This is a genomic window from Nodosilinea sp. P-1105, assembly GCF_012911975.1.
Taxonomy (GTDB): Bacteria; Cyanobacteriota; Cyanobacteriia; order Phormidesmidales; family Phormidesmidaceae; genus Nodosilinea.
In genome coordinates, this window is the sequence record NZ_SMDQ01000066.1 from 20,493 (window position 1) to 30,928 (window position 10,436).

Sequence of the window (10,436 nt, forward strand, 5' to 3'; positions counted from 1 at the left end):
CCGCATTTTCAGCGCTCCACCTGGCCTACCCCTGGGAACTTAACGGTGGTCATATTTCTGCCAGGCAGTACTAGCCAACCAATGGGTACCTTACTCAATCAAGAACCGCCATAGCAGCCCCCTGGTTATTATTGAGTCAGCAGCAGCGTAGCTACATCACCTGAAAGACTTCCCTATGGATTACTCCTACACCGCTAGCGACGTCCAAACTATCCTGGGGCAGGCCCTGGCCCGGCAGCATCACAACGAATTTTCAGAGGCTCAGCTCCTGGAAATGGCCCAGGAATTGGGTATCGATCCAGAGACCCTAGACCAGGCCAAACTCGACTGGTTTGACAATCGCCAAGATGCCGAACTGCGGCAATCCTTTGACCAAAAACAGCGCCAGGAGTTCAAAAGCCACCTGATCACCTACGTCATTGTCAACACGTTTCTGGTAGGGCTCAACATCGCCACCCCAGGTTCCCATCCTTGGAGCCTCTACCCGCTACTGGGTTGGGGGTTGGGGGTGATGCTCGATGCAGCGGCAACCTTTAAGTGGATTGACCAAGACGACTACGAAAAAACCTTTCGTAAATGGAAAAAGAAACATAAACGCCTGCAAGACTGAGGGCGGCAACCTATGGCAGGTTTATGACAGCTAGACCCATTGCCCAGGAGAAGACCCATGACTCAACCCTCCCACGTACCAGTTGATCTGCACCAGGAGGAACGTGCCATTCGGCGGGCCGGGACTTTGTCGTTGCTGCTCTGCGCCCTTTGCTTTGGCCTGGGCTATAGCACCCTGCCGCTGCTATTTGAGTTCCCCACAGAGTTGGTGAACCGCCTGGCTTTTGCCCTGCAGGCCAGTGTGTTTGTACTGCTGTGGGTGCTGATTGGGGTGATGATGGTATCCACTGGACGGCGAAAATCCATCGAAGATGTGGGCGGGTCGGCTTCTGGCCCCCCCAGTAGCAACATTGCCGTGTCGGTGGCGTTTCTGCAAAACACCCTGGAGCAGGGGGTGCTGGCGGTGGGGGCCTACCTGGCCCTGGCCACCCGGCTCAGCGGCCCCTGGCTGTCGTTGATTGTGACGGCGGTGGTGCTGTTTGGGGTGGGGCGACTGCTGTTCCTGCGGGGGTATCGCCACGACCAGCGGGGGGCAAAAGGGCGAGCCTTTGGTATGACCCTGACGATGTGGCCGACGTTGGCGGGGTATCTGTTGGCGATCGCCTTGATCCTGCTTTAGGGGAGATAATATAAATGCACTAAAACTCAGATGATTGGATAACATCTAACCACGCTGCCTTGAGATAGCATTTAGACAGCTACCCGGAGGCTATACCCATGACCTCACCATCCCATAGCCCAACGGCTATCATCCGCACCGAGCGGGGGCTTACCATTGCTGGTACTCGAATTACTCTGTACGACGTGATGGACTATGTAATTGCTCAGTATCCGCCCCAATTCATTCAAGGACTGTTTGAACTGACAGAAGAACAGATCGGCGCGGCTTTGGCTTACATTGAGTCTAATCGTTCTGAGATAGAAGCAGAGTACCAGCAGGTGATCAGGGAAACTGAGGCACTGCGGCAACACTACGAAGAGCAAAATCGAGAGCGATTGGCTCAAATTGCCAAGCAACCGCCTAAACCGGGCACTGAGGCCGCTTGGGAAAAGCTGCGGGCTGCCCGAGCTAAGCGCCAGTCCGTAGCATGATTTGTCTCATCGATCACAATCTCAGAGGACATGCTTTAGTGTTCTTTGGAGCCCTTGCCAGTGAAGGTTGGCTTGAGATCGTATCCATCCAGTTCGTTACATTTGATGAGTTAGACCTACAAACTGATAGCGATGACAGAGTAGTTTGGCGATTAGCGCAACAGAATCAGATGATTTTACTCACGGCTAACCGGAGTATGAAGGGCAAAGACTCCCTAGAACAGGTCATGCGTGAGGAAAGTACAGTGGAGTCATTACCTGTAGTCACAATCAGTAACGCTGATCGGCTGCTCAGTGATCCTGATTATCGAAGTCGCTGTGTTGAAAGCCTGGTTGAGATTGCACTCAGCGTTGATAGCTATAGAGGTGTACAACGAATCTTCATCCCATAGCAAAGAAGAAGGCTGCTCAACTTTTTGGGGCAGGCAGGGGGGCGAGGCGATAGTGCTACCGGAAGGGATCGCCCTATCCACCCTAAAAACTGCCCTACGGCGATCTGAGCGCACTCGTCACCGCCGACGACCTGGCCTCCGTGCGAGAGTCTACCCTGCGGGAGGACGATATGGTTCAGGTGTTTATCATTGACCAGCAGGGGTTCTACCGTGGCTTTGTGCGCATGGTGCGGTTGATCAAGGCCAGCCCTGATACCATCCTGGAGCAGATCATCGATGGCCGCAACATTGCCGTGTCGGCCACCGATCCAGAAATGCGAGCTGCGAGCTTGCTGAAGGAATACGAAGTGCCCGCAGTGCCCGTACTCGACAAGGAAGGTCGCCTGGTGGGCGATATCACCTTTGACGATGTGATCGATTTAGTGGAAGAAGAAGCCACCGCCGAAGCCCTCTCCCTCGCTGGGGTTGGCGGCCTGCAGGCCCGCGACCAAGCCTGGAGCGAAAAACTGGTGCGCGGCCCGATTCGCTATGCCGTCCAGCTCCGCATTCTCTGTCTTGTGATCACCCTGGTCGGCGGCTTTATCGTCGGTGGAGTCATCGCCGGGTTCGAGGAAGTGTTGGAATCGGTGGTGTTCGTGGCCATCTTCATTCCGGTGGTGATGGATATGGGCGGCAACGTTGGCACCCAGTCCACGACAGTCTTTGCCCGGGGTCTGGCCTGGCAGCAGATCGATCTGGCCCACTACGGCACCTATCTGTTTCGGGAATTTCGCATTGGGTTGATCATTGGTGCGGTGCTGGGTACCGCTGCTGGCATCGGGGCCTATTTCTGGCAGGGGGCTCCCAATGACTTCCCGGCCCTGGGTTTAGCGGTGGGTCTCTCGCTATTCGCGGTGATCACGTTAGCGGCGGTGTTAGGAGCGCTCTTACCGTTCCTGCTGCTAAAACTAGGTCTCGACCACGGCCCGGCTTCTGACCCGTTTATCACCACCATTAAGGACTTCTCTGGCCTGCTGCTCTACTTCTACCTGATCAACCTGTTCTTGCACCTCTTCCGTCCTGACGTTCAGTTGGGATGATGAATCTCATACCTGCGCCCAAGATGGAGATTAACCATGTCTCAAGCAATGTCTTCACCATCCACCCAAGAAATGACTACCCTGCTGGCTCGTTACCTGGGGGCGCTGGCCATGCATCAAGCCCCCCAGCATGAGGTGGAACAACGGCTATTGGCCATTCAATACTGGGGGGAAAGTTTGACCGCCTCGATCCTTGAAGACTTACCGTCGTCCCAGCAAACGGAGCTGCTGCAAGCCTTAGATGCGGCTGAGCTGATCAACCTGCTGGAAACCATGGAGCCCCAGCAGCGCCAGCGGGTGCTAGACAACTTGCCTGACGCCGTTACCGCCCAACTGATGGCCGACCTCAGTCAGGAGTTTCACAGAACCCTGTGCTGGCTGTTTAACCGGCCCCCGTCAGGGGCCACAGCCACCCAGGCGGGGGCCGAGCCCAGCTACTCCGACTGGTGGGAAATTGACGACTGCGGCGATTAGCACGATATCAGGAGTCCCCCAGCGAAATTGTGATGACGCTCTCGAATCACCTGATTGCCGTGTTTCAGCGCTCCTACCGACGGCGGTGGACGATTTGCCGACTGTACTGGGTGCTGGTGCAGCGAGAGTCACGCCACACCCACCGCCCCCTGCTGGAGGCCCTGGCGCTGAGGGCAGAGCGTTCGGCGGTGCGGGCGGCCATTCGGTTGTCGCGGCTGGGAGCACCCCTACCCTCAAACCGACGTACCTGGCGAGATGTTCTGAGCTGTTGGTTGTTGGCCTACTGCCCCCTATCCTGGGCGATCGCCTGGCTTAAATGGCTTGAGAACCGTGACCTGAGAGATCTAAAAATGCTGCTAAATCTAAGACAGCGGCTGCCGGGCCGTCATTGCCCCTGATTTGCTGAAAAATTGTTTCACAAGAGTTCTGGTTATGTCCCTACAGTTTGCTTCACCCACGGCCCCCGCTCCAGCCCTGCCCATCGCCAGGGGGCGATCAGCAACGCCCAGTTCATTTAAGCGCCGCGATGAACTACCCCTGAGTGAGGGGCTACTCTGGCACATTGACACAGGCTACGTCCGTCTAATGCAGGACCTGCTGCAAATCCGCAATGGCCCCGTGCAGCAGCGCCTGGAGCTGCTGCTGGAGTGGTTGGTCAAACACTTTGGCAAAAAAACCAGATCTGGCGTCAGCCTGATTGAACCACGCCTCACCCACCAGGACATTGCTGAACTGGTGGGCACCACCAGAGTGACGGTGACTCGCGTGCTCCATCAGTTTGAGCAGGACGGCAAGCTGCATCGCACCGGGCGACACGGAGCGATGCTCGTCCTTTCGTAGAACGCCGGTTCAGATCCCAGGGTTCTGTGCTTGGATGCCCCAAAATTCGTTGCTAATCACCCAAGAACCCTGGGATCTTGACATACTGTACCGATGCCCTAGTCAATGGCCTGATCTTGAACTACATTATCGATCCAGCCACAGTAGATCTGACCACCGAAGCAGAGCAAATTGCCCAACTGCTGTGGCAGGGCCTCAGACCCGTTGCCCCTACTGAGCGCAGACCATGAGACACGTCACCGTTGTTCCTCCCGATCCCGCGTGGAGCCGATCTTTTGAGACAGAATCGAAGCTGCTTTCCCAGGCCCTGGGCACTAATAATGTGGTAGCCATCCACCATATTGGCAGCACCGCTATTCCCCATATCTATGCCAAGCCTGTGATTGATGTGCTGGTTGAAGTTCAGGCGATTGCCGAAGTTGATACTTGTAATGGAGCCATGGCCGAGTTGGGCTACGCTGCCCTAGGGGAGTATGGTCTGATTGGACGGCGCTACTTCCGCAAAGACAATGCCCAGGGCGATCGCACCCACCATGTCCATGTCTTCCAGGCAGGCAGTTCAGAGGTGAGCCGACATTTGGCCTTTCGGGACTACCTGATGGTTCACCCCGACGCGGCTCAGCAGTATAGCGATCTAAAGCGAACGCTGGCCACGCACTACCCCAACGACATTGACGGTTATATGGACGGTAAGGATGCGTTCGTGAAAACCCTTGAAAAGCAGGCCCTGATCTGGGCTCACCTGACCTCACCCGCACCCGACTGTCTGGATAGCAATCCATCCGGCACAACCCATCCGGCACAGTCAGTTGATGGCTGAGTCGTTCGCTCAGGTCACCTCATCACTCAAACTCAGGGTTAAAGCCGCGATCGCGACAGGCCTCCGCCGGACGATGTACCGCTAGGGCTCTGGGGGATAGGGGTCGATAGGGAATCTGCTGCTTAAACACCTCGAAAGAAATTAGCCCCGTGGTGCAATCAACCAGGGTATTGAAAACATAACCCCGCCATGCCATGCCCGTGGCGGTGATATCTAGCTCATCCCAGTCGATCGGGGTGCCGACATAGTCGGTATAGGGAGGCTCGTAGCCCCCCTGGGTGGGGTCAATGGCGCTGATGTCGAGCACTAATCCAACTAGAGTGGTCAGCGTGCCCAACATCCCGACCCCAGCTAGGGTGTAAAGCAAAGGCTTCCAAAGTCGCCGCATGTCACCACATTCCTTAGTCAAGAAGATTTTGAGCCGCCCGCTCCAGGACTCCCCCCCCAGAACGCCAACCAGAGCGCTAACCCCTCAGACAGCATACCGATTAAGGCGCTTCACGATTGTTAGTCAGATGGCGGATCTGTCAGTGAATATCAGTATTGTCGACATTAGTGGCTTAAAGAACTCTGCCGTCGAGATTGTCCAAGAGGAGAGCCAAGCGTTGACACTTAAGCAAATGCTTAACTATACTAATCGAGTAAGCACACGCCAAGTTGTCTTCAGTGAGTCGTCCGACTGCCAACTCAGATATCTTCCAGGCGATCGCGGATCCCACCAGGCGATCAATCCTTGACTGCCTGAGAAACGGTGAACAATCTGTCAAAGATTTAGCCAAGCCTTTTGACATGTCAATGCCTGCAATCTCCCAACACCTCAATGTCCTTTCTACGGCAGGTTTAGTCACTCAGCGTCGGGTAGGGCGTCAACGTTTTTATCAGCTAAGCCCAGAACCGTTAAAGCAGGTTTCTGCCTGGATTAGCCACTACGATGTGTTTTGGCAAGACAAGTTGGATGCGTTGGGTGAATATTTAGAGGAAACTTCATGCACCAATCCAGCCACCACAGTTTAGGTTAGCTAAAATCACATTCATCAGCCACGTAAATGAGGCTCATTACTTTTCTGTTGCGCTCTTCCTGGATAACGGTGGCGATCGCCAGTTTAGCCGGAGCCTTGAGCGGCGCAGGCAGCGTACTGCTGATTGCCTCCATCAATGCGGCCATTAGCACTCCAGGTCAACAGCCCAGCGGTGTGCTGGCAAGGTTTATCGGCTTAGCCCTGATCACCCTCCTAGCAGGCAGTGGTTCACAGATTTTGCTGGCTCGACTGGCTCAGCAAGCGATCTACAAAATGCGGCTCCAGCTCAGTCATTGAATTTTGTCTTGCCCCCTGCGACGGCTGGAAGAGTTGGGGGCAAACCGACTGCTGGCGTCCTTGACCGATGACATCGAAGCCATTTCAGCCACGGTGTTTAACCTGCCTCTGTTGCTAGTTAATGGCGCGTTGGTGATTGGGGGTTTGGGCTACCTGGTCTGGCTCTCTGTCGGTGTCTTCCTGATCACCCTGGTGGTGGTGGCGATCGCCTTGATCCTGTTTTCTTAGCACAACAAAACACGGTGATCTGGTCTCACCTGACGAACTAATTACGCGCAGTAACCACCATCGACCAGGTAGGTGTCGCCATTGCAACCGGATGCCGCGTCTGAGAGGAGGAACACCGCCATGGCTGCACACTCCTCGTTAGTGACGTAACGGCCCAGAGGTATACGGGCTGTGAACGACGCTTGCACTTCCTTACCATGACCGGGATTGGCTTGGTCTTCAATCGAACGCATCATACGGTTATCAACTGGGCCAGGGTTGAGCGTGTTAACTCGAATACCCTCCGGGCCAAGCTCCGCTGCCAGGCATCGCATCATGCCAACCACCGCGTGCTTACTGCTCACATAGGGTGAAAGACCAGAGGCACCCCGCAAACCAGCCACACTGGACGTAATTACGATACTGCCACCACCGGTCTTGCGCAGTGCCGGCAGGGCGGCCTCGACACCAAGGCGCACACCGTGGATATTCACTGCAAATACTTTTTCCCAGGCAGCATCGGAACGACTTTCGAACGGGCCAACTTCCCCCTCGATACCGGCGTTTAGAAACACTCCATCCAGCCGACCAAAGTGCTCTAACGCTGCCGTCACCATGCGCTCGTTATCCTGGCGCTGGGTCACATCCACCGCTAGTCCCACTGCCCGATCGCCTAGCGATTTAGCCATCGTCTCGACCGGACTAGCTTCACGGTCGGTAATCACCACACTCGCACCTTGCCCATAGGCCATGCGCGCCGTGGCTTCACCGATGCCGCCAGCACCGCCGGTGACTGCAATTACTTTTCCTTCCATGCTGTTCATCATATTTTATGCTGTTCATCATTAAACAATGTGTGTAGGAAATGCTCAGGGAACGAACCACTAGCAGGCTCGGTAGTCATCACTCATTACCTTCAGTGTAACGAACCTGATTGGCGATCCCTTAGGCATTAGCGAACCTTACCTGCCCTTACCTCACAAGGATTCTCGGTGTCATCCATGACGTCCTCACCCCAGACCGTTGATTCAGCTCCAGTCCCCGCCCTCCACCTGACAACAGGTGCCACCCATAACCCGACTCCCCAGCACCACCGGATTGTGATCGTCGGGGGCGGGGCGGCAGGGATCACAGTAGCCGCCCAGTTGTTGAAGCGCGATCGCAGCCTCGATGTCGCCATCCTTGAGCCCTCGGACAAACACGACTACCAACCCGGTTGGACCCTGGTGGGCGGTGGCATTACCCCTATGGAAGCCTTTGAGCGAGATGAGCAGGCGGTGATACCCCAGGGGGCCACATGGATACAAGACACCGTCACTCGCCTGGACCCCGACCAAAACACCTTGATAACGGCAACAGGTCGCCGCCTCACCTACGACTACCTGGTGCTGTGTCCAGGCATCCAAATCGATTGGCATTTGGTCAAAGGGTTGTCCGCAGCCCTTGGCAAAGGCGGCGTCACCAGCAACTATTCCAAGGACTACGCCCCCTACACCTGGGAAACCATTCAGAACTTTAAGGGCGGCAATGCCCTATTCACCTATCCAGCCACGGCGATCAAATGCGGTGGCGCACCCCAAAAGGTGATGTACTTGGCTGATGATGCCTTCAAGCGCAAAAGCGGCGTGGGGGTAAATACCACGGTGATGTTTTGTACCGCTGGCAATGTGATTTTTGGTGTACCCGCCTATGCTGCCACCCTCAAGCAAGTGGTGGCCCGTCGGGGCATCATCCCCCGCTACCAGCATAACCTGACGGAAATTCGTAGCGAGGTAAATGAAGCCGTCTTTGAGGTCACCACAGAGAACGGGGTCGAAGCGGTCACGGTTCCCTACGGCATGATCCATGTGACGCCGCCCATGAGTGCCCCCGATGTCATAAAACACAGCCCTCTAGCGGTGGATGACCCAGGCGGTTGGGTGGACGTTCACAAAACTACCCTGCAACACCAGCGTTATCCCAACGTCTTCTCCCTAGGCGACGCCTCTTCGCTGCCCACCTCCAAAACCGCTGCCTCGGTTCGCAAACAGGCCCCTGTGCTAGTGCAGAATCTGCTCTCGGTGATGCAGTCCCACTCCCCCACCGCCCACTACGACGGCTATACCTGCTGTCCCCTAATCACCGGCTATCACTCGGCCATCATGGCAGAGTTTGCCTACGGCAATCAACTGGCTCCCTCCTTCCCCATGGATCCAACCCAGGAACGCTACTCTATGTTCCTGGCCAAAGTCTACGTTCTGCCCTGGCTCTACTGGAACCGAATGCTGAAGGGAGATGGCTTTGAAGCCGATGTGTTGCAGCCGATTAATCGGCTGCTGAGAGGCGATCGCTGACTATAGCCCTATTTCCCAGAATCGGTCTTAGCCCTACCCGTTTAGCCCTACCGGCCCTCAGGGGCGATCGCCCCGGGGTTGCAGATGTTCGGCTACAGCCAACCCAATACCGCGACTGGCACCGGCTACCAAAACGGTCTTAAACGCCATCAGTAGTCTCCTGTTGAGTTGAGGCTTGCCTTGGTCTAGAAAGCAATATCAAGGCTGAGAGTTCTAGAATTAAGGCTGCGATCGCAGTTGACGTTAGTTTCAGCAACCAACCATCTGCTGCGCCAAACAATCCGGCAACACCACTTAAATAAGCAGAAACGATATCCGTAAAATCAATCGCAATACAGCCCGCCAGCAGGAGTTTTATCACTGTTTTGTCGGCTAATATGACCAACAGAGAAATCACCATATCTCTGTTGGCCCAAGCTCGAATGGCGTAGGGCATTTGAGGATTAGCGGACAGCGAAATGCCAACTTCCTCCATAAACCAAGGCGGATTGGCATAGCCAAAAGCGCTGAGGCTAAACCGGATGATACACATGAGGCCGATTAGTAAAGCAATGTACCAGCGTTGACCTCTCATCTTCACTCCCTTGAAATGCTTAAATTAAGCCCAAACTTGGTCACTCCCGGAAACTCGATGTTGAACTGCTCCGAGAAGTAATCCGCGTAGAAAGTCTGGTAAGGCTTAAACCCGACCGATTCGTAGGTGTGACGGGCGCGGTCATTCCCGTTGATCACCATGATTCCGGCGTGAGAATGTTCCTGGGTTCGCCCCTCCTCCAGCACCGCTTTGAGCAAGGCTTTCCCTAATCCTCGCCCCCGAGCCTCTGGCAACACTGCCACATTCTCGATAATCCAAGGGGCGTAAGGGGTGAGGAAAAAGGGTTTCACATCCCCGCCAAACAGACCTAAGTAGCGATCGCGAAACATAGCGGTCGTTGCCGTTGACCAGTCGAGTTCCTGGGCAATCGCATCCAAGCAAGACAACCGCAGGGGGCCGTAATCCTCTGGGTTAGGAACATATCCTGCCGCCGCTGCCATCGGCTTACCCTGTGCTTCCAGCACCACAAAGTCGCTGACGTTGCCCCAATTCGAGGCATCGGTGCGCAACTCCACTTCAATGAACTCCAGGGCTGTGGTGCCTGTATCTTCCAGCAGGTCTTCCCAAAAACAGTGGTCGAGGGGTGGCAGCGAAGCTTCGTACTCCCGGTTCGCTCATTTCTAAGGAGGTTCCTCAGATTCTGGCCCCAGCCGAGTGTAAATACTCACCGGGAAGTTGA

General features: G+C 55.4%; 18 protein-coding genes. 14 read left to right on the forward strand and 4 right to left on the reverse strand.

Annotated elements, in window-relative coordinates:
• Positions 1-175: 175 nt before the first annotated feature.
• The 10 genes from E1H13_RS21240 (at position 176) to E1H13_RS21285 (ending at position 5,306) form a co-directional block, all read left to right on the forward strand.
• The gene (locus E1H13_RS21240; RefSeq protein ID WP_169616417.1) at positions 176-610 is read left to right on the forward strand and encodes a 2TM domain-containing protein; all 435 of its coding nucleotides are present in this window, start codon (positions 176-178) and stop codon (positions 608-610) included.
• Between the two features lie 57 nt (positions 611-667).
• Entirely contained in the window at positions 668-1,228 is a 561-nt protein-coding gene (locus E1H13_RS21245) for an MAPEG family protein (RefSeq protein ID WP_169616419.1), read from the forward strand.
• A gap of 98 nt (positions 1,229-1,326) precedes the next feature.
• The gene (locus tag E1H13_RS21250) at positions 1,327-1,701 is read left to right on the forward strand and encodes a DUF433 domain-containing protein (protein WP_169616421.1); all 375 of its coding nucleotides are present in this window, start codon (positions 1,327-1,329) and stop codon (positions 1,699-1,701) included.
• Complete coding sequence (locus tag E1H13_RS28105; protein ID WP_169616423.1) at positions 1,698-2,093, forward strand: ACP S-malonyltransferase; 396 nt, start codon at positions 1,698-1,700, stop codon at positions 2,091-2,093. The genes E1H13_RS21250 and E1H13_RS28105 overlap by 4 nt, the downstream gene beginning before the upstream one ends.
• 140 nt (positions 2,094-2,233) lie before the next feature.
• Positions 2,234-3,172, forward strand: a complete 939-nt coding sequence (locus E1H13_RS28350) for a magnesium transporter (protein ID WP_347404200.1) — start codon at positions 2,234-2,236, stop codon at positions 3,170-3,172.
• Positions 3,173-3,208: 36 nt separating this feature from the next.
• Positions 3,209-3,646, forward strand: coding sequence for a hypothetical protein (locus tag E1H13_RS21265; protein ID WP_169616425.1), 438 nt, complete (start codon positions 3,209-3,211; stop codon positions 3,644-3,646).
• 32 nt (positions 3,647-3,678) lie between these two features.
• Entirely contained in the window at positions 3,679-4,044 is a 366-nt protein-coding gene (locus tag E1H13_RS21270; protein WP_169616427.1) for a hypothetical protein, read from the forward strand.
• Positions 4,045-4,078: 34 nt separating this feature from the next.
• Positions 4,079-4,486 carry a Crp/Fnr family transcriptional regulator gene (locus tag E1H13_RS27450; protein ID WP_169616429.1) on the forward strand — a complete coding sequence of 136 codons (408 nt, stop codon included), beginning with the start codon at positions 4,079-4,081 and terminating at the stop codon, positions 4,484-4,486.
• 77 nt (positions 4,487-4,563) lie between these two features.
• On the forward strand, positions 4,564-4,716 hold the full coding sequence (locus tag E1H13_RS21280) for a hypothetical protein (RefSeq protein ID WP_169616431.1): 153 nt from the start codon (positions 4,564-4,566) through the stop codon (positions 4,714-4,716).
• Positions 4,713-5,306 carry a GrpB family protein gene (locus E1H13_RS21285; protein WP_169616433.1) on the forward strand — a complete coding sequence of 198 codons (594 nt, stop codon included), beginning with the start codon at positions 4,713-4,715 and terminating at the stop codon, positions 5,304-5,306. The genes E1H13_RS21280 and E1H13_RS21285 overlap by 4 nt, the downstream gene beginning before the upstream one ends.
• 22 nt (positions 5,307-5,328) lie before the next feature.
• Here E1H13_RS21285 and E1H13_RS21290 read toward each other — a convergent pair whose 3' ends face one another.
• Entirely contained in the window at positions 5,329-5,694 is a 366-nt protein-coding gene (locus E1H13_RS21290; protein WP_169616435.1) for a hypothetical protein, read from the reverse strand.
• Between the two features lie 278 nt (positions 5,695-5,972).
• Here E1H13_RS21290 and E1H13_RS21295 point away from each other — a divergent pair, with 278 nt between their 5' ends.
• The 3 genes from E1H13_RS21295 to E1H13_RS21305 are packed head-to-tail and all read left to right on the forward strand — an operon-like array spanning position 5,973 to position 6,850.
• Positions 5,973-6,320, forward strand: coding sequence for a metalloregulator ArsR/SmtB family transcription factor (locus tag E1H13_RS21295; protein WP_169616437.1), 348 nt, complete (start codon positions 5,973-5,975; stop codon positions 6,318-6,320).
• Positions 6,321-6,352: 32 nt separating this feature from the next.
• Entirely contained in the window at positions 6,353-6,622 is a 270-nt protein-coding gene (locus E1H13_RS21300; RefSeq protein WP_169616440.1) for a hypothetical protein, read from the forward strand.
• Positions 6,623-6,625: 3 nt separating this feature from the next.
• Positions 6,626-6,850: a hypothetical protein gene (locus E1H13_RS21305; protein WP_169616442.1), complete on the forward strand. Its 225-nt coding sequence runs from the start codon at positions 6,626-6,628 to the stop codon at positions 6,848-6,850.
• A 41-nt stretch (positions 6,851-6,891) separates the two neighbouring features.
• On the opposite strand, the gene E1H13_RS21310 is transcribed toward E1H13_RS21305, so the two are convergent.
• Positions 6,892-7,653 (reverse strand): SDR family oxidoreductase, encoded by a 762-nt coding sequence (locus E1H13_RS21310; protein WP_169616458.1) that lies wholly within the window; start codon positions 7,651-7,653, stop codon positions 6,892-6,894.
• Between the two features lie 177 nt (positions 7,654-7,830).
• Here E1H13_RS21310 and E1H13_RS21315 point away from each other — a divergent pair, with 177 nt between their 5' ends.
• Positions 7,831-9,162, forward strand: coding sequence for an FAD/NAD(P)-binding oxidoreductase (locus E1H13_RS21315; protein WP_169616443.1), 1,332 nt, complete (start codon positions 7,831-7,833; stop codon positions 9,160-9,162).
• A 139-nt stretch (positions 9,163-9,301) separates the two neighbouring features.
• Here E1H13_RS21315 and E1H13_RS21320 read toward each other — a convergent pair whose 3' ends face one another.
• Together E1H13_RS21320 and E1H13_RS21325 are read right to left on the reverse strand one after the other, a co-directional pair.
• Positions 9,302-9,736 carry a hypothetical protein gene (locus E1H13_RS21320; protein WP_169616446.1) on the reverse strand — a complete coding sequence of 145 codons (435 nt, stop codon included), beginning with the start codon at positions 9,734-9,736 and terminating at the stop codon, positions 9,302-9,304.
• Between the two features lie 2 nt (positions 9,737-9,738).
• Positions 9,739-10,272 (reverse strand): GNAT family N-acetyltransferase, encoded by a 534-nt coding sequence (locus E1H13_RS21325; protein WP_347404201.1) that lies wholly within the window; start codon positions 10,270-10,272, stop codon positions 9,739-9,741.
• Between the last annotated feature and the right edge of the window lie 164 nt (positions 10,273-10,436).

What these genes read in the sequence shown, in the direction of transcription:
- E1H13_RS21240 (WP_169616417.1), top strand. Translation starts at nt 176, where the DNA reads ATGGATTACTCCTACACCGCTAGCGACGTCCAAACTATCCTGGGGCAG.
- E1H13_RS21245 (WP_169616419.1), top strand. Translation starts at nt 668, where the DNA reads ATGACTCAACCCTCCCACGTACCAGTTGATCTGCACCAGGAGGAACGT.
- E1H13_RS21250 (WP_169616421.1), top strand. Translation starts at nt 1,327, where the DNA reads ATGACCTCACCATCCCATAGCCCAACGGCTATCATCCGCACCGAGCGG.
- E1H13_RS28105 (WP_169616423.1), top strand. Translation starts at nt 1,698, where the DNA reads ATGATTTGTCTCATCGATCACAATCTCAGAGGACATGCTTTAGTGTTC.
- E1H13_RS21265 (WP_169616425.1), top strand. Translation starts at nt 3,209, where the DNA reads ATGTCTCAAGCAATGTCTTCACCATCCACCCAAGAAATGACTACCCTG.
- E1H13_RS21270 (WP_169616427.1), top strand. Translation starts at nt 3,679, where the DNA reads ATGACGCTCTCGAATCACCTGATTGCCGTGTTTCAGCGCTCCTACCGA.
- E1H13_RS27450 (WP_169616429.1), top strand. Translation starts at nt 4,079, where the DNA reads ATGTCCCTACAGTTTGCTTCACCCACGGCCCCCGCTCCAGCCCTGCCC.
- E1H13_RS21285 (WP_169616433.1), top strand. Translation starts at nt 4,713, where the DNA reads ATGAGACACGTCACCGTTGTTCCTCCCGATCCCGCGTGGAGCCGATCT.
- E1H13_RS21290 (WP_169616435.1), bottom strand. Translation starts at nt 5,694, where the DNA reads ATGCGGCGACTTTGGAAGCCTTTGCTTTACACCCTAGCTGGGGTCGGG.
- E1H13_RS21300 (WP_169616440.1), top strand. Translation starts at nt 6,353, where the DNA reads ATGAGGCTCATTACTTTTCTGTTGCGCTCTTCCTGGATAACGGTGGCG.
- E1H13_RS21310 (WP_169616458.1), bottom strand. Translation starts at nt 7,653, where the DNA reads ATGAACAGCATGGAAGGAAAAGTAATTGCAGTCACCGGCGGTGCTGGC.
- E1H13_RS21315 (WP_169616443.1), top strand. Translation starts at nt 7,831, where the DNA reads ATGACGTCCTCACCCCAGACCGTTGATTCAGCTCCAGTCCCCGCCCTC.
- E1H13_RS21320 (WP_169616446.1), bottom strand. Translation starts at nt 9,736, where the DNA reads ATGAGAGGTCAACGCTGGTACATTGCTTTACTAATCGGCCTCATGTGT.